Source organism: Pseudomonas sp. G166, from assembly GCF_037027455.2.
GTDB lineage: Bacteria > Pseudomonadota > Gammaproteobacteria > Pseudomonadales > Pseudomonadaceae > Aquipseudomonas.
Genome location: NZ_CP146985.1, coordinates 6,067,172 through 6,083,016, shown reverse-complemented (window position 1 = coordinate 6,083,016; position 15,845 = coordinate 6,067,172). Strand labels below are relative to the sequence as shown.

Sequence of the window (15,845 nt, the reverse complement as noted above, 5' to 3'; positions counted from 1 at the left end):
AGACTGCCCCTGATGGACTGTTTTCACTCCGGCGTCACCCGTGTGGCCTGCAACCCCTTGGGCCCTTTCTCCACTTCAAAGGAAACGGGCTGTCTTTCTTTCAGCGTTTTATAACCCTCGCCGGCTATCGCCGAGAAATGAACGAACAGCTCCTCGCCTCCCGTGCCGCACGTGATAAAGCCATAGCCCTTTGCATCGTTGAACCATTTAACGGTTCCTTGAATTCGGTCGCTCATTTTTATTGTCCTGCCTGCCCGAATGAATAAAGGCCCTGGGCGCGTGGGTCGCCCGTGGCCTTGTTTTCGTTGTCATAGCTGGAGCTTAGGGTCGGCCCAAACGATTGCCTACTGTCAAAGTTGACAGTAGGCAATACCGAGAGGAAATAACTGACCGCAGGTGATATTCAGATGACTGCCAGGGGCGGTCATGCCATGACTTGCGCCTGCAAGCGTCGGCCGATCACGTCCAGTACGTCACAGCCATCGCGCAACGGAATCGCCAGGAGCAGGGCGAAGTCGTGGAGGACTACGGCGTCGGAACTGATCTCCTCGCGAAAAGCGATGTTTTCCAGCACCTGGGTGACGGCGCGGATGCGGTAGGCAGCGGTTTCGTAGAGGACGTCGAGGGGGGCTTGGGTGTCGATGAGCAGGGTGGCGGGGGTGCAGTCGACGCCGGTGATGGGGATATATCGGTTCATGGCTAGAGCCTCAATTGATTAAAAAATAGGACTTCTGACCGTGGTTTTCCGAGTCGCCATGTGGACGACGGGAAGAACTATAGGCAGCGCACATTGGACGGCGCAAGGCTCGCCACTGCGGGTGATTTCCCAAGTAGTTGTAAGATTTTTGGTCGCGAATATTCGGGCCGGAACACCGCCGATTGTGGCGAGGGGATTCAGCGAAAGGTCGCACCGCCCCGCTGGGCTGCGTAGCGGCCCCAAACCAGGCAACTCGGTGTGCCAGGAAGATTGAGTTCATCGATCGTTCCCACGCTCCTGCGTGGAAATGTCGCCAGGGACGCTCCGCGTTCCGCTTCTGGAAGGTGACGCAGAGCGTCACGGGATGCATTCCCACGCAGAGCGTGGGAACGATCAAAAATCCCCTCGCCACGGTTAGTTATGTGCAGTAGCGGTCCTGACCCGCTCGCAGAATTCAGGGTAGAAACCCTGGGCGCTAGGGCCTTGGCAATAGTCCCGCGCTTGGGCCAGGGCGTCGCCGCTGAAGTTCAGGTTGCGGGGCATGCTGGCAAAGGTGACGTAGCCATACTGCTGCGTCTTGATCGCGTCGAAGCCCTGCATGTCGTAGACCAGTTCCACGTCATCATCGGCCAGCAGTCGCGCCTTGACCGTCACTTGCGTGTATTGCTTGCCCCCTGGCGCGCCATTGAGCGCTGCCAGGCCGTGGCCGACAACACGCAGCATGTGCGGAACCCAGGGCTCGCAGTCATCCGCGCAAGCACTTGGACGGTAAAGCACGGTCAGCGCTTGCTGCTCGCGGCTCACCTCGGTCAGGGCCGGATCGGAGCGCTTGATGCGGTGCTCGATGGTCAGCCAAGTCTTTTGTTCTTCGCTGGTACCGTCGGCAAGCTCTGGGTTCAAAGGGCCACGCTGGCATTCGTTGACGCCCAGGGCAATGAGCATGCCCGTCAGGATGACCGCGAGGGTCGCTCCGCCGATCTTTACATTCATAGGCAAGCTCTGCTGGAAGTAGCCGCACTGTACGGTACCTGATCAGCCAAGGGCAGGGGCCTTTGAACAGAGGCGCGTGGGCGCAGGTAGATCCATGGTTTTTCAGGGTCAGAAACTCAAGCTGAAATAGTCGGCATTGATGAGTCTGCACATATGGGGGTCCGGGCTTTCGCAACGATTGTCCGCCCACGGCAATGATGTCGTTTCTTGGACCTGGAGATATTCCAGTGTGAGATTCAGTTCACCGTACTTGCAAGTAATGGTCGCCCTGGTCGGCGCCTGGCCGTCACCGTCAGGTTCATGGACCGCGAACTCGGCTCCGTTGAATTGCCACCGCGCTGGGTCGACCACTTCTACCAGGCTCTGGCTCTGCCACTCGCGATGATCCTGAACTTCCACCGATTCGGTGTTGTGATGAATTTGTGTCACGGCCGGACAGGTTATTTCACCGGCGTGGACATGGCCGATCATCAGCAGGAATATTCCGGCGCCGCCGCCAGTCATTAAGTTGTTTCGCATTTGCCTATCCCCCGATTTTTTCTATCGGCGACATGTTTGCGGCTATGTCTGGGTGAGGGCTACTGTCAGTGCTGACAGTTGTCTATGTTGATTTGGAATCAACTGACCGTGATTTAATCGCACTTGGCGATAACACACCCAGTGTTTCGTGAAAACGGATCGGATTCAGAAGTCAGTCGCATGGTGGAACAATCCTCGTCCACCCCAGTCCAACGCTCGATTTTGCGCCGCCCCTCATGGGCGGTTTTTTCAGGTTCAAGAGGGTGTTCGGAATGAAGGTTTCACGCGGTTTTGCACTGTCCTGCCTGCTATCGCTGGCAGCCGGCCCGGCCTTCGCGCAGTTCAGCCTCAGTGATGCGGCCAATATGGTGTCGGCGATGCAAGGTAATCAAGGCGAGCAGGCAGAGGGCGCCGTGGCCGCCGCGCCGAAAGCCGCCGGGTTGCTCAATACCCTGGGGTCGGAACTCAAGATCACGCCGGAACAGGCCATCGGCGGTGCCGGTGCGATGCTGGGGCTGGCAAAGAACCGGCTCAGCGAGCCGCAGTTTTCCGAATTGAGCAAAAGCGTGCCGGGCCTTGATCAGATCGCCGGCAACAGCGCCATCGGCGGGCTCAATGGCCTGGGCGGTTTGCTCGGTGGCGGATCGGATAAAAACGCGTTACTCGACGGATTGCTGGGGAACGTCAAGGACACCAACGACCTGACCACTGCCTTCAGTGCGCTGGGCATGGACAGCGGCATGATCGGGCAGTTTGCCCCGGTTATCCTCCAGTACCTAGGCCAGCAGGGTGTGGGTAGTTCGTTGCTGCAGAGCCTGGGGGGTATTTGGGGCGCAGGTATCTGATCAGCCACGCTCGCTGCGCAAAGCCGCAATACGCCGATCCTTCTCAGTCCACAGCTGATTGACCCAATCCTGTACAAACTGGCGAAACACCGGATCGTTTTCGTAATCGCCCTGCCACAGCGCCGGGTCCAGCTCGCGGGTCTGGATGTCGATGATGACCCGGGGTACCGCGCCGCTGATCAAGTCCCAGAACCCGGGAGTACGGTCTTGCGGATAGACCACGGTCACGTCCAGTACCGCGTCCAGTTGTTCACCCATCGCCGCCAGCACGAACGCCACGCCGCCGGCCTTGGGCTTGAGCAGGTGGGTGAAGGGTGACTGTTGCTGTTGGCTTTTGGCGGCGGTGAAGCGCGTGCCTTCGAGGTAGTTCACCACGGTGACCGGTTGGCGCTTGAACAGCTCGCAGGCGGCCCTGGTGATTTCCAGATCCTTGCCGGCCAGCTCCGGGTTCTTCGCCAGGAACGCCTTGGTATAGCGTTTCATGAATGGGTAATCCAGCGCCCACCAGGCCAGTCCCAGGAAGGGCACCCAGATCAGTTCTTTCTTGAGGAAAAACTTGAAGAATGGCGTGCGCCGGTTGAGGGCCTGGACCAGGGCGGGGATGTCGACCCAGGATTGGTGATTGCTGATCACCAGGTAGGAGGTGTCGCGCCGCAAGTTACCGCCGCCGCGAATGTCCCAGCGGGTGGGGATGCACAGGGCAAAGATCAGTTTGTCGATCTCGGCCCAGGTCTCGGCGATCCACATCACCGCCCACGAGGCGTAGTCGCGAAACCGCCCGGGCAGGACCAGTTTGAGCAGCGCGAACACCATCAGCGGACCGAACAGCACCAGGGTGCGCGGCGGTGAACCCGGCGCGGCGGTTTACGGCGGATAAGCCGGACTGCTGATGGGGGTGTTCAGATATGCCGATCAAGGCCCCGAAAAGGTAGGAGCTGTTTGTCGGGGACCTGGGCGGCTCGGTTTTTTTGTAGTCTTGCGTATAACTTTCTGATGTTTAACGCGCTTGAGGTTGACGGATGTCTTGTATAAATTGGATTCCGGTAAATCGTTGTAAATGTCTGTAACGAGCTATTTCTGCGTCGATGATCTCCATCGATGTAGTCAAATTTACTGTAGGTGATCCTCGACTGGATAAAGCATCGTTTAACTTTTCGAGATTTTCTGTATCTCTTAAAAGTCTCGCAAGGTCGATCCTTGTATCGAAAGCTATGGTGTTAATTAATTCGGTCCCATCAGGTTGTGGAAAAGCCCACTTATTGAAAATTTTCTGATGTTTATCAAATCCACGTAACATTCTAAGGAATTCATATTGATTCCAAGCTTCTATCACGTCGTCTAAGGGACGGTTAACGGTAAAGTATTTGTGCTCCCCTAATGCCGCCTCCTTATCTTTTGCGATTTGGACCATGGCTCTTTTTTCTGCTAGTGGGGGGCGTATACGCCGCGCTCTGCTAGAAGTGGAGGTAGTTGCCCGGGGTGTAAACGGTTGTTGAGTTTGAGGCTTAAGAAAGGGTCGAACTGGAGTGTGCCCTGTCGGATCGCTCCGATTAATAGGGTCCCCTATACCATAGCCATACGCATTCAATCCCCTCTCCCCAAACGGACTCCAACTGTCCGGGCTGTTAAACCGCATCAACACCGGATTAAAAGCCCGATACCCATTCCCCAACAAATAATGCCCCGTCACCGGATCCGGCCGTTCGCCGTTAAACCCAAGCAAACTGAGCAAACCATTTTCCGCCGGACGATGGCCGTAGGGTGTATAGGCGATGGGATGAGGCCGGGTGGCGTCAAGCGCAGACAATACCGAACGCTGTTGATCGGTCGCTAGCAGGGTGGTTTCGACCTTTGAACCCTCGTGGCGCAGTTGGGCCAATAACTGGTCGTCGTGTTGGAAGACGCTACGTTGCACCGCGCCCTGTATCTCGGTAGCCAATCGACTCTTGCAATAAAAACGCTGAATGCCGACCTCAGCAGAGGGTGTGCAATCGACCAGGCGATCCAGCGGATCGTAGTGGTAGCGACACAATACGGTCTTACGAAGGATAGCAGGCATACCGGGCTCCGTACGAGGTCCTAAACCAGACGTTCAATATCGGAGGTTTTCCAACCGCGGCCTACTATCAGAACTGTTAGGTGTCCTTACCTTCGCTGCGCAAAGCCGCAATACGCCGATCCTTCTCCATCCAAAGCTGATTAACCCAATCCTGTACAAACTGGCGAAACACCGGATCATTTTCGTAATCGCCCCGCCACAGCGCCGGGTCCAACTCCCGGGTCTGGATGTCGATGATGACCCGGGGTACCGCGCCGCTGATCAAATCCCAGAACCCGGGAATCCGCTCTTGCGGGTACACCACCGTGACGTCCAGCACCGCGTCCAGTTGTTCACCCATCGCCGCCAGCACGAACGCCACGCCGCCGGCCTTGGGCTTGAGCAGGTGGGTGAAGGGTGACTGTTGCTGTTGGCTTTTGGCGGTGGTGAAGCGCGTGCCTTCGAGGTAGTTCACCACGGTGACCGGTTGGCGCTTGAACAGCTCGCAGGCGGCCCTGGTGATTTCCAGGTCCTTGCCAGCCAGTTCCGGGTTCTTCGCCAGGAAGGGCTTGGTGTAGCGCTTCATGAACGGATAGTCCAGCGCCCACCAGGCGAGTCCCAGGAAGGGTACCCAGATCAGTTCTTTCTTGAGGAAGAACTTGAAGAATGGCGTGCGCCGGTTGAGGGCCTGGACCAGGGCGGGGATGTCGACCCAGGATTGGTGATTGCTGATCACCAGGTAGGACGTGTCGCCGCGCAGGTCGGCGCCGCCGCGGATGTCCCAGCGGGTGGGGATGCACAGGGCAAAGATCAGTTTGTCGATCTCGGCCCAGGTCTCGGCGATCCACATCACCGCCCACGAGGCGTAGTCGCGAAAGCGCCCGGGCAGGACCAGTTTGAGTAGCGCAAACACCATCAGCGGGCCGAACAGCACCAGGGTGTTGAGTAACAGCAGCAGGGTGACGAAACAGCCGGTGAGCAGGCGGCGCATACATGACTCTTGCAAACAGATGGGCGGGCCATGATAAGCAGCTTCGGGCGGCAGGCCAAATCGCGTGGACGAAAGTTTCACGTTGGTTCGGGTAGGCTGGACCCGCTTTTGTGGCCAGGGAGCAATCCCAGGCCACAGGTGCGCGATCAACCGAACGAATCCATCGGCCACGGTCTAAAATCCCACCCACACAGGAAGCCCTCTTGCATGAAATCCTTTCTCGCCCTGCTTTCCCTGGTGGCCCTTCCAGTGCTGGCCGCCGAGCCGACCCTGTACGGGCGCTACGAATACATCGCGTTGCCGGAAATCGGCGGCGAGGTGCTCAAGGCCAAGATGGACACTGGCGCGCTGACCGCCTCGCTGTCGGCCAAGGACATCGAAACCTTCACCCGCGACGGTGATGACTGGGTACGGTTCCGCCTGGCGACTAAGGATGCGAGCAACAAGGTCTACGAGCACAAGATCGCGCGTATCAGCAAGATCAAGACCCGTTCCGAAGAGGATGAGGACGACGACGAAAAAATCGCCCCCACCAAGCGTCCGGTGGTCGATCTGGAGTTGTGCCTGGGCAACGTCAAGCGCACGGTCGAGGTCAACCTGACCGACCGCAGTAGTTTCAATTACCCGTTGTTGATTGGTGCCAAGGCATTGCGTGAGTTCGGCGCAGCGGTGAACCCGGCCCGGAGGTTTACGGCGGATAAGCCGGATTGCTGAGGGATGAGCGCTAAGGCGTCCAGCAGCGTTGCGCTTGGACGCCATGTCCGGATGGTTCTTTGTTCCGATGTTCCGATGTTCCGAATAAGGGGCTGATTTTTGGGACACAGTAGAAATTTACCCGGCCGGAGATCATCACTATCAGTGTCTATTTCCGACCTTACTTGAGTGTAAAATTTCCAGCGCCCGCTAGGGCTTATAGCGTCGGAACTTTAGCGTTGTTAAATTCATGGCGGAGCCATGATGTCTTCCAGGGGCGCGTGTCGCTTGGGTAAAAATAGGCGGGTACTTCAGGCTTACCTTTCTCTATTGTCTGCTAAGTCCGGACATAAAGTCCGTTATGGGGCGTATATTTTCTAACGAAAGCATATAGAGAAAATTATCTTTTTTCCCTAGGTCGTGGCGTATTTTATTTGATAGCTCGTGTATATTCATACGGTCGCTGTAGAGCTGGTTGTCATAATCGACTCTCTGGGTGTGGGTGATTGGTATGATTTTTAAGAGTTCGTGTGTTTCCCGATTAAAAACCTGAATATTAAATGCGTCTTGCGACTTCCAGGCATCGACAGCTGCTTCCGGGTAGAGTGGATATGGGTTCGATGTGTCGATGGGTGGTTGAGAACTTCCAGTGGGTACTTGCAACATTCTTTCGTTAGCTGCGTTGGATGGTTTAGAGCTTCCAGGCCTCACTCTCGGTGTGGTGCTGGTGCTGGTGCTGGTGCTGGTGCTGGTGCTTGATGCTCCAGGTGGTCGAGGTTGATAGTTCTGTGTAACTCTTGGGATACGAGGTATTCCTGTATTGACCTTGAGAGGCCGGGCTATAGGAGCAGGCCTTCCAAAGGGCATATGACCCGTTTGATCTTCAAAATTGACCGGATCCCCCCCGCAATATACATAAGCGTTCAACCCGCCCTTACCAAACGGACTCAAACTGTCCGGGCTGTTGAATCGCATCAATACTGGGTTAAACGCCCGATAACCATTGCCCAATAGATAGTGCCCAGTCACCGGAGCACGGCGCTCGCCATTAAACCCCAGCAGGCTGGTCAGGCCGCTTTCTGCCGGTAGATGGCCGTAGGGCGTATAAACCAGTGGCTGGTGTACTTGAGCATTGAGCGTGTGTAACACCGAGCGTTGCAGATCGGTGGCCAGCAGGGTGGTATTTACGACGGTCCTCTGTCGCTGTTGCTGCGCCAATAGCTGGTCGTCGTACTGGAAAACACTACGTTGCACCGCACCCTGTATTTCAGTGGCCAATCGGTTTTTGCAATAAAAATGCTGAATGGCGGCCTCGTCGATGGGCGCGCAATCGGTCAAACGATCGAGCGGGTCGTAGTGATAACGGCACAATGTGGATTCGTTAGGAGCGATAGGCATCGGCTGAACTCCACGTAAGATCCAAGAAATCCAGCCCTCAGCATCAGCTGTTTTTCAGCGCTTGCCTACTATCAGAACTGTTAGGAATGACGGCCAGCCACCGACAAACTCGACTGCCGATTGACGTGCCCCGAGGCTTGGGGCACCGTTCCGGCAACTTTACTGCCGGGCTCGCAAGCCATGCCTCATATCCTGATTGTCGAAGACGAAGCCGCCATCGCCGATACGCTGGTGTTTGCCCTGCAAGGGGAGGGATTCGACACCACTTGGCTGAGCCTCGGCGCGGCCGCCCTCGATCACCAGAAAAGCACCCCGGCGGACCTGATCATCCTCGATGTGGGCCTGCCGGATATCAGCGGATTCGAGACTTGTAAAAGTCTCAGACGTTTCAGCGACGTTCCGGTCATCTTTCTTACAGCCCGGGATGCTGAGATCGACCGGGTCGTGGGCCTGGAAATCGGTGCCGACGATTATGTGGTCAAGCCTTTCAGCCCCCGCGAGGTGGCGGCCAGGGTCCGGGCGATTCTCAAGCGCGTGGCGCCGCGACCGGTGATGGAGCCAGGCATGGCGCTGTTTCAGGTCGATGCCGATCGCGTGCAAATCAGCTATCGCGGCAAACCGCTGAACCTCACCCGCCATGAATTCCGCCTGCTCAACTGTCTGTTGGAACAACCCGAACGGGTCTTCAGCCGCGAACAACTGCTCGACGCCCTGGGCGTGGCCAGTGATGCAGGCTATGAACGCAGCATCGACAGCCACATCAAGAGCGTGCGCGCCAAGTTGCGCCTGGTCCGGGCCGAGGCCGAGCCGATCCAGACCCATCGGGGCCTGGGCTACAGCTACAGCCCGGGGCACAGCTGATGTCGCTGGGAATCCGGATTTTCCTGGTGTATGTGCTGTTCATCGGTTTGACCGGCTATTTCGTGCTCAACACGGTCATGGAGGAAATCCGCCCTGGCGTGCGCCAGTCCACCGAAGAAACCCTGGTGGACACGGCCAACCTGATGGCCGAGATCCTGCGGGACGATTTCAAGGCCGGCACCCTCAACCAGAATCGTTGGCCGCAGTTGCTCAAGGCCTACGGCGAGCGCCAGCCGGCGGCGACGATCTGGGGCTTGCCGAAGAACCAGGTCAGCCACCGCATCTATGTCACGGACGCCAAGGGCATCGTGGTGCTCGACTCCAGCGGCGCGGCGGTGGGTCAGGATTATTCGCGTTGGAACGACGTCTACCTGACGTTGCGCGGCCACTACGGCGCTCGTTCGACCCGCAGCGTTGCCGACGACCCGACGTCTTCGGTGATGCACGTCGGCGCGCCGATCCGCGACAACGGCCGGATCATCGGTGTGGTCACCGTGGCCAAGCCCAACAGCTCGCTGCAGCCTTATATCGATCGCACGGAGCGGCGTCTGCTGGCGTATGGCGCCGGGTTGGTCGCCTTGGGCTTGCTGCTGGGCGGCTTGCTGTCGTGGTGGCTCAGCGCGGCATTGCGGCGCTTGACGAGCTACGCCCAGGCGGTCAGCCAGGGCCGTCGGGTGGAAGTGCCGCATTATCGCGGCGGCGAGTTCGAGCAATTGGCGGGTGCGGTGGAACACATGCGCACCCAGCTCGAAGGCAAGGCTTACGTTGAGCGCTACGTGCATACGTTGACCCACGAACTCAAGAGCCCGCTGGCGGCGATTCGCGGTGCCGCCGAGCTGCTGCAGAGCGATATGCCTGCGGCCCAGCACCAGCGCTTTGTCAGCAATATCGACAGTGAAAGCGTGCGCATGCAGCGACTGATCGAACGGTTGCTCAACCTGGCCCAGATCGAGCAGCGCCAGGGGCTGGAGGAAAAAGTCGCGGTGCCGCTGGCGGCGTTGATGGAGGAGCTGCTGGAGGCTCGTGGTGGCTGGATCGAGAGTCGGCAGTTGCGGATCGAGCAACACATCGCCGCCGACCTGGTGCTGACGGGCGAGGCGTTTCTGTTGCATCAGGCCTTGGGCAATCTGCTGGACAATGCCCTGGACTTCACCCCCGTTAACGGACTGCTGCGCGTCAGTGCCGAGCGCATCGGCGATTGTGTGCAGATCCACTTGTTCAATCAGGCCGAAGCGATTCCTGACTACGCCCTGCCGCGCCTGAGCGAACGCTTCTACTCCCTGCCGCGCCCGGACAGCGGCCGCAAGAGTACCGGCCTGGGGCTCAACTTTGTGGAGGAAGTGGTGCAGTTGCATGGAGGGGCATTCCAGATTGGCAATGTCGAGGGAGGGGTTGAAGTGGTGTTGCGGTTGCCCTGAAACCGCATCTGCTATTCGATAACGCCTACCCTTTGTGGGAGCGAGCTTGCTCGCGATAGCGCAGTGTCAGCCAGCATAGCTGGCACTGATCTACCGCCCTCGCGAGCTCGCTCCCACAGTTTTTGGCTGTCAGTTTCCACACAATCTCCACACTCTCCCCATAAACGCCTCACACAGCCCCCCCAGACTCTCCCCCATACGAACAGGGAGAGCCCCACATGAACCGCAGCCTCGCCATAAAACTGGGCATGATTGCCCTACTGATTCTGTTACTGATGATCCCGCTGTTGATGATCAATGGCCTCATCGACGAGCGCCAGGAGCTGCGCGACGGTGTGTTGCAGGACATCGCCCGCAGCTCCAGCTACAGCCAGCAACTGATCGGGCCGATGATCGTGGTGCCGTTTCGCAAGGAGGTGAAGGTCTGGAATACCAACGAGAAGACCGGTGTGCGTTTCCTGGAAACCGTCGAGCGGACGGGCGAGTTGTATTTTTTGCCGGAAGAGTTCGAGCTCGACGGCCAGGTCCGCACTGAAACCCGTGCCCGGGGGATCTACGAAGCGCGGTTGTTCCACGCCGATAACCGGATCGATGGCCGCTTCAAGGTGCCTGAGCGCTACGGTGTGGCGGCCAAGGATTTTGCCGATTACCGCTTCGACGAACCGTACCTGAGCGTAGGTATCAGCGATATTCGTGGCATCGAGAATGCGCTGACCCTGACACTGAACCAGCAGACCGTCGACTTTTTGCCCGGTTCGCGACTTGGCTGGCTGGGGCAGGGTGTGCATGTGCCGCTGCCGATGATCACTGCCCAGGGCAGCCCGGAGCTGACCTTCGGCTTCGACCTGCGCCTGCAGGGCACCGGCGAGCTGCAGATTCTGCCGGTGGGCAAATCCACCAAGGTGCACTTGTCCGCCGACTGGCCGCACCCCAGCTTCATCGGCAACTACCTACCCACCAATCGCGACATTAATGAGCAGGGCTTCAGTGCTGACTGGCAGACGTCGTTTTTCTCCACCAACCTGCTGGAAACGTTGCAAGCCTGCGAACCAAGCGACAGTTGTGAAGCGTTCCGCAGTCGCGCCTTCGGTGTGAGCTTCATCGACCCGGTGGACCAATACCTCAAGAGCGACCGGGCGATCAAATACGCGCTGCTGTTCGTCGCGCTGACCTTCGCCGGTTTCTTCCTCTTCGAAGTGCTCAAGAGCCTGGCGGTGCACCCGGTCCAGTACGCCTTGGTGGGCGTGGCGTTGGCGTTCTTCTACCTGCTGCTGTTGTCGCTGTCGGAGCACATCGGCTTTGCCCCGGCGTACCTGGTGTCGGCCAGTGCCTGTGTGTTGCTGATCGGGTTTTATGTCTGCCATGTGCTGCGCAGCGTGAGCCACGGCCTGGGGTTCTCGGTGGGGTTGGCGGGGTTGTACGGCTTGCTCTATGGCTTGTTGAGCGCTGAGGATTACGCGCTGTTGATGGGCTCGCTGTTGCTGTTCAGCCTGTTGGGCGTGTTCATGGTGCTGACCCGTAAGTTGGATTGGTACGGGGTTGGGTCCAAGCCGGCCGCTGCCATGAGCTTTGATCTGGGAGAGGTGAAATGAGCCGGTCGTTGGGGTTGCGTGAGGATCGGCAATGGCGAGAAGTGTTAGTGATGCAGGTTGCTGAGTTGTTTCCTTTGGAGCCAGTGTGCCGCTCATCGCGAGCAAGCTCGCTCCCAAAGGGGATCCCGGTCGTCCAGACAAAGCAACCCAATGTGGGAGCGAGCTTGCTCGCGATGAGGGCGGAACGGTCAATGCAAGCTAAACCCTGGGCACCGTCTCAACCATCGAAGGCCGCAAACTGACTTCGGCAAACCACGCCGCCAGTTGCGGATTGGCCTTGCGCCATTCCAGGTCAGGATGGCGCAGGTCCAGGTAGCCCAGGGCGCAGGCCACGCTGATGGACGCCACGTCGAAATGACAGGCCAGTTCGGCAATCGCCTCGGCTTCGAGCATGGCCAGGGCGCGGCGAATCTTGTCCCGTTGGGCATCGAGCCATTCGTCCCAGTGTTTTTCCGCAGGGCGCAGGGCGGTTTCGTAACGGATCATCACGGCTGCATCCATGATCCCATCGGCCAGGGAGGCCAGGGTCAAGCGCCGCCAGCGGGCTGCGCCATCCCGGGGGATCAGCGGGTTGCCGACGTGCTGGTGGTCGAGGTAGTCGAGGATGACGCGACTGTCATGGATCACGCTGCCGTTGGCCAGGCGCAGGGCCGGGATCTTGCTCAATGGGTTGTCATCGATCAGGACCCGGTCCGGCTTGACCGGCGTGAGCTGGCTGAGCTGCAACGCCACGCGGTCTTGCTGACCGGTTTCGTGCAGCAGCACCAGGACCTTGCGAACGAAAGGGGAAGCGGGGTTGTGGAACAGCGTCATGCTGGGGGTGGACATGGCAGCGTCTCGATCAGTGGGACTTGTTGCGCAGCATAGCGCGTTCAGCCGTGTACAAGGCAGGCGCGACCTGGGCGATGAGTCCCGGTCGCGCCATGCATCAGGCGGCTGGTTGAAGGGCCTGCGGCGCTGGTGCCGATGTCGTCGGTTGTTGCTTGAGTTCCCGGGCGACGGTCCAGACGATAAAGGCCGCGACCACATCGAAGATCGCCAACAGCACGAACAGTGGGCTGTAGCCGATCTTGGTCACCATCACGCCAAACAACAGGGTGAAGGCCGCCGCGCCCAGATAGCCGAACATCCCGCCCATGCCGGTGGCAGTGGCGACTTCATTCTTGCCGAAGGAATCGGACGTGATGGCGTACAGCGCGCCGGACAGGGTCTGGTGGGCAAAACCGCCGATGCACAGCAGGGCGATCGCCGTGTACGGGCTGGCGACCAGGCCTATGCACGCCGGGCCGATCATGCAGGAGGCACCGAACAGCAGGACCATTTTGCGCGAGGTGAACAGCGACACCTTGCAATACTTGTGGAAGAACGGGCTCAGGTAACCGCCCAACACGCAACCCAGGTCGGCAGCCAGGAACGGCAGCCAGGCGAACATCGCGATCTCCTTGATGTTCATGTGCCGCTCGGTCATCAGGTACAGCGGGATCCAGGCGTTGAACGTTTGCCAAGCCGGCTCGGAGAGAATCCGGGCACTGGCGATGGCGTAGAAGTTGCGGCTGGCGATGATGCGTTTCCAGCTGCCTTTCTTCGGCGTCGGATCTTGGAAGTGGGCTTCCTGGCCGCAGAGGATGTAATCGCGCTCGGTGTCGCCCAAGAGCTTTTGGTCGCGTGGATGCTTGTAAAAGATCAGCCAGAGGAACGTCCAGGCCACACCCAGGCCGCCAACGATCAGGAACGCCAGCTCCCAGCCACTGTTCAGGATCGCCCAGACCACGAGTGGCGGAGCCAGTACGGCGCCGATCGAGGAACCGATGTTGAACCAGCCGATGGCCACCGAGCGTTCCTTGGCCGGGAACCATTCGGTAGAGGTCTTTACTGCAGCCGGCAGCCCGGCGGCTTCCGTCAGGCCGAGCAAACCACGGAAAAACGCCAGGCCTTGCCAGCCCGAGGCCATGGCTGCTGCGGCACAGGCGATGGACCAGGCGAAGGCGAAAATGGCGAAACCCATCTTGGTACCGATGGCATCGATGATGTAGCCGGCCACCGGTTGCATCAATGCGTAGCAGATCTGCCAGGCCACGACGATGTGGGAATACTGCTCGGTGGAGATGTTCATTTCGCTCATCAGGGTCGGAGCGGCCACCGAGAGGGTATTGCGAGCCAGGTAGTTGACCATCAGGCCGGCCGTGACCAGGCCGACCATCCACCAGCGGATGCCTCTGATTTTCATCACTTCACCATCAATTATTTTTGGAGTTGGTGCCGCATGTCATGTTGTAAGTTGTCGTACAACGTTGGCCTTTATAGAAGTGCAAGGATTAATTTGTCAATAAATATGTCGAAGGTTGTGGGGTTTGAATTAACCGGCGGTGTCGGCGGTTATCGTATGACGAGCAGAGGAGGGCGTGTGTCTGGCCAATGCCCGCCCGAATGACTCAGCGGCGCGGGATCAAGCCCCACACCGCCACCACAGAGGGGATACCCAACCCCAGCCAACTGACGGCGTCCCACAGACCGTCACCCAACAAGGCACTGAACAGCCCTGCCGCGCAAAGGACCCCGATCACCATGGGCACGCCAAACACTTTCCAGAAACTCGATTGCCGGGGCCTCACGAGGCGACCTCCGCACCGACGGTTGCACGCTTGGCCGCTTTACGCCGCACCAGCCACAGGTAAACGCCACTGCCAAGGACGATGATGGTCAGCACGTCGAGGGTCGCCCAGAAAATCTGCATCGGCCGGCCACCGTAGTCGCCGAAATGCAGCGGCAACGACAGGCTCATGACGTCCATGTACCAAGGCCGTTCGGCCACGGCGGTGACGTCCAGGGTGCTGGCGTCGATCAGTACCGGGGTCAGCAAATGCGAAGTCAGGTGGGTGCTGCCTTTCATGAATACGCCGTAGTGGTGCTCACTGGAAAACAGGGTGCCGGGGAAGGCGATGAAACTCGGCGCCATGCCCGGAGCGACCTCCTTGGCGATGTCGAGCAAGCGGCTTGCCGGTGCCAGTTGCGTCAGCGGCGGGGAGTTGCGGTAGGGTTCGACCATGGCGCTGAGGCTGTCGTTGCGCCAGGCGGCGATGATCAGGTCGGCGCACGCGGCGATGACGCCGGTCACGCCGACGGTCAGCGCCCAGACCAGCGTCACCACGCCGATCAGGTTGTGCAGGTCGAGCCAGCGCAGGCGCGAGGATTTGTCTTGGCGTACCGTGGCGAACCTCAAGCGGCGCATGAACGGCAGGTACAGGACCACCCCGGAGACGAGGGCAATCACGAACAGCAGGCCCATGAACGCCAGCAACAATTTACCCGGCAACCCGGCGAACATGTCCACGTGCAAGCGCAGCATGACCATCATGAAACCGCCGTTGGCCGAGGGCATTGCCAGGGCCTCGCCGGTGCGTGCGTCGAGCATGAAGGTGTGGGACGAATTGGGCTCGGTGCCGGGTGTTGGCGCCATGATGGTGATGACGCCGTTGGGTTCGTCCTCGTCCCAGCCAAAATACTGGACCACCTCACCCGGGCGATGGGCCTTGGCTTTTTCCACCAGTTGTTGCAGGTCCAACTGCGGCGTGTCAGTCGGCATTTGCCGAAACTCGGGAGCATCGCCGAGCAGGTGTTCGATTTCATGATGGAAGATCAACGGTAGCCCGGTGATCGCCAGCATCAGCAGAAACACTGTGCAGATCAGGCTGGTCCAGGTGTGGACAAAGGACCAGCGGCGGATGGTTTTGCTTTTCATGATTGATCCGGATGCAAAAGGGCACCTGTGGCGAGGGGATTTATCCGTGGAAACAAGGCTTGCC

The 15,845-nt window shown here is 59.0% G+C and carries 17 protein-coding genes; 5 read left to right on the top strand and 12 right to left on the bottom strand.

The window, feature by feature from the left end; translation table 11 throughout:
- Positions 1-23: 23 nt before the first annotated feature.
- The 4 genes from SGN16_RS27035 to SGN16_RS27020 all read right to left on the bottom strand — a co-directional run bounded on the left by SGN16_RS27035 (position 24) and on the right by SGN16_RS27020 (position 2,206).
- Entirely contained in the window at positions 24-236 is a 213-nt protein-coding gene (locus tag SGN16_RS27035; RefSeq protein WP_335945413.1) for a cold-shock protein, read from the bottom strand.
- Between the two features lie 188 nt (positions 237-424).
- Positions 425-697, bottom strand: a complete 273-nt coding sequence (locus tag SGN16_RS27030; RefSeq protein ID WP_335945414.1) for a hypothetical protein — start codon at positions 695-697, stop codon at positions 425-427.
- A gap of 414 nt (positions 698-1,111) precedes the next feature.
- Positions 1,112-1,687 carry a hypothetical protein gene (locus tag SGN16_RS27025; RefSeq protein ID WP_335945415.1) on the bottom strand — a complete coding sequence of 192 codons (576 nt, stop codon included), beginning with the start codon at positions 1,685-1,687 and terminating at the stop codon, positions 1,112-1,114.
- A 108-nt stretch (positions 1,688-1,795) separates the two neighbouring features.
- Positions 1,796-2,206 carry a DUF3757 domain-containing protein gene (locus tag SGN16_RS27020; RefSeq protein WP_335945416.1) on the bottom strand — a complete coding sequence of 137 codons (411 nt, stop codon included), beginning with the start codon at positions 2,204-2,206 and terminating at the stop codon, positions 1,796-1,798.
- A 272-nt stretch (positions 2,207-2,478) separates the two neighbouring features.
- Here SGN16_RS27020 and SGN16_RS27015 point away from each other — a divergent pair, with 272 nt between their 5' ends.
- A complete protein-coding gene (locus tag SGN16_RS27015; protein WP_335945417.1) occupies positions 2,479-3,051 on the top strand; it encodes a DUF2780 domain-containing protein in 573 nt (190 codons plus the stop codon).
- On the opposite strand, the gene SGN16_RS27010 is transcribed toward SGN16_RS27015, so the two are convergent.
- The 3 genes from SGN16_RS27010 to SGN16_RS27000 all read right to left on the bottom strand — a co-directional run bounded on the left by SGN16_RS27010 (position 3,052) and on the right by SGN16_RS27000 (position 6,080).
- On the bottom strand, positions 3,052-3,885 hold the full coding sequence (locus SGN16_RS27010; RefSeq protein ID WP_335945460.1) for an acyltransferase: 834 nt from the start codon (positions 3,883-3,885) through the stop codon (positions 3,052-3,054).
- Between the two features lie 163 nt (positions 3,886-4,048).
- Complete coding sequence (locus tag SGN16_RS27005; RefSeq protein WP_335945418.1) at positions 4,049-5,110, bottom strand: RHS repeat-associated core domain-containing protein; 1,062 nt, start codon at positions 5,108-5,110, stop codon at positions 4,049-4,051.
- A 76-nt stretch (positions 5,111-5,186) separates the two neighbouring features.
- Positions 5,187-6,080: an acyltransferase gene (locus SGN16_RS27000; protein WP_335945419.1), complete on the bottom strand. Its 894-nt coding sequence runs from the start codon at positions 6,078-6,080 to the stop codon at positions 5,187-5,189.
- A 207-nt stretch (positions 6,081-6,287) separates the two neighbouring features.
- On the opposite strand from SGN16_RS27000, the gene SGN16_RS26995 reads away from it, so the two are divergent.
- Positions 6,288-6,794, top strand: a complete 507-nt coding sequence (locus SGN16_RS26995; protein ID WP_058543389.1) for an ATP-dependent zinc protease — start codon at positions 6,288-6,290, stop codon at positions 6,792-6,794.
- 306 nt (positions 6,795-7,100) lie between these two features.
- Here SGN16_RS26995 and SGN16_RS26990 read toward each other — a convergent pair whose 3' ends face one another.
- Positions 7,101-8,171 carry an RHS repeat-associated core domain-containing protein gene (locus SGN16_RS26990; protein WP_335945420.1) on the bottom strand — a complete coding sequence of 357 codons (1,071 nt, stop codon included), beginning with the start codon at positions 8,169-8,171 and terminating at the stop codon, positions 7,101-7,103.
- A 180-nt stretch (positions 8,172-8,351) separates the two neighbouring features.
- Between SGN16_RS26990 and creB the strand changes: the two genes are divergently transcribed.
- The 3 genes from creB to creD all read left to right on the top strand — a co-directional run bounded on the left by creB (position 8,352) and on the right by creD (position 12,042).
- On the top strand, positions 8,352-9,032 hold the full coding sequence (gene creB, locus SGN16_RS26985) for a two-component system response regulator CreB (protein WP_335945421.1): 681 nt from the start codon (positions 8,352-8,354) through the stop codon (positions 9,030-9,032).
- On the top strand, positions 9,032-10,450 hold the full coding sequence (gene creC / locus SGN16_RS26980) for a two-component system sensor histidine kinase CreC (RefSeq protein ID WP_335945422.1): 1,419 nt from the start codon (positions 9,032-9,034) through the stop codon (positions 10,448-10,450). Before creB ends, creC begins: the two co-directional genes overlap by 1 nt.
- A 218-nt stretch (positions 10,451-10,668) precedes the next feature.
- Positions 10,669-12,042 (top strand): cell envelope integrity protein CreD, encoded by a 1,374-nt coding sequence (gene creD / locus SGN16_RS26975; protein WP_335945423.1) that lies wholly within the window; start codon positions 10,669-10,671, stop codon positions 12,040-12,042.
- Positions 12,043-12,240: 198 nt separating this feature from the next.
- On the opposite strand, the gene SGN16_RS26970 is transcribed toward creD, so the two are convergent.
- From SGN16_RS26970 to SGN16_RS26955, 4 genes are all read right to left on the bottom strand, one after another.
- On the bottom strand, positions 12,241-12,870 hold the full coding sequence (locus tag SGN16_RS26970; RefSeq protein ID WP_307576307.1) for a glutathione S-transferase: 630 nt from the start codon (positions 12,868-12,870) through the stop codon (positions 12,241-12,243).
- 100 nt (positions 12,871-12,970) lie between these two features.
- A complete protein-coding gene (locus tag SGN16_RS26965) occupies positions 12,971-14,269 on the bottom strand; it encodes an MFS transporter (RefSeq protein ID WP_335945424.1) in 1,299 nt (432 codons plus the stop codon).
- A 205-nt stretch (positions 14,270-14,474) separates the two neighbouring features.
- A complete protein-coding gene (locus tag SGN16_RS26960) occupies positions 14,475-14,654 on the bottom strand; it encodes a hypothetical protein (RefSeq protein ID WP_210641569.1) in 180 nt (59 codons plus the stop codon).
- Positions 14,651-15,781, bottom strand: a complete 1,131-nt coding sequence (locus SGN16_RS26955; protein WP_335945425.1) for a PepSY-associated TM helix domain-containing protein — start codon at positions 15,779-15,781, stop codon at positions 14,651-14,653. The genes SGN16_RS26960 and SGN16_RS26955 overlap by 4 nt, the downstream gene beginning before the upstream one ends.
- Positions 15,782-15,845: the final 64 nt, after the last annotated feature.

Bases quoted from the DNA above. Each gene is read 5' to 3' on its own strand.
- SGN16_RS26965 (WP_335945424.1), bottom strand. From the start codon at position 14,269: ATGAAAATCAGAGGCATCCGCTGGTGGATGGTCGGCCTGGTCACGGCC.
- SGN16_RS26970 (WP_307576307.1), bottom strand. From the start codon at position 12,870: ATGTCCACCCCCAGCATGACGCTGTTCCACAACCCCGCTTCCCCTTTC.
- SGN16_RS26990 (WP_335945420.1), bottom strand. From the start codon at position 8,171: ATGCCTATCGCTCCTAACGAATCCACATTGTGCCGTTATCACTACGAC.
- SGN16_RS27035 (WP_335945413.1), bottom strand. From the start codon at position 236: ATGAGCGACCGAATTCAAGGAACCGTTAAATGGTTCAACGATGCAAAG.
- SGN16_RS27025 (WP_335945415.1), bottom strand. From the start codon at position 1,687: ATGAATGTAAAGATCGGCGGAGCGACCCTCGCGGTCATCCTGACGGGC.
- SGN16_RS27015 (WP_335945417.1), top strand. From the start codon at position 2,479: ATGAAGGTTTCACGCGGTTTTGCACTGTCCTGCCTGCTATCGCTGGCA.
- creD (WP_335945423.1), top strand. From the start codon at position 10,669: ATGAACCGCAGCCTCGCCATAAAACTGGGCATGATTGCCCTACTGATT.
- creB (WP_335945421.1), top strand. From the start codon at position 8,352: ATGCCTCATATCCTGATTGTCGAAGACGAAGCCGCCATCGCCGATACG.
- SGN16_RS27000 (WP_335945419.1), bottom strand. From the start codon at position 6,080: ATGCGCCGCCTGCTCACCGGCTGTTTCGTCACCCTGCTGCTGTTACTC.
- SGN16_RS26995 (WP_058543389.1), top strand. From the start codon at position 6,288: ATGAAATCCTTTCTCGCCCTGCTTTCCCTGGTGGCCCTTCCAGTGCTG.
- SGN16_RS27005 (WP_335945418.1), bottom strand. From the start codon at position 5,110: ATGCCTGCTATCCTTCGTAAGACCGTATTGTGTCGCTACCACTACGAT.
- SGN16_RS26955 (WP_335945425.1), bottom strand. From the start codon at position 15,781: ATGAAAAGCAAAACCATCCGCCGCTGGTCCTTTGTCCACACCTGGACC.
- SGN16_RS27020 (WP_335945416.1), bottom strand. From the start codon at position 2,206: ATGCGAAACAACTTAATGACTGGCGGCGGCGCCGGAATATTCCTGCTG.
- creC (WP_335945422.1), top strand. From the start codon at position 9,032: ATGTCGCTGGGAATCCGGATTTTCCTGGTGTATGTGCTGTTCATCGGT.
- SGN16_RS27030 (WP_335945414.1), bottom strand. From the start codon at position 697: ATGAACCGATATATCCCCATCACCGGCGTCGACTGCACCCCCGCCACC.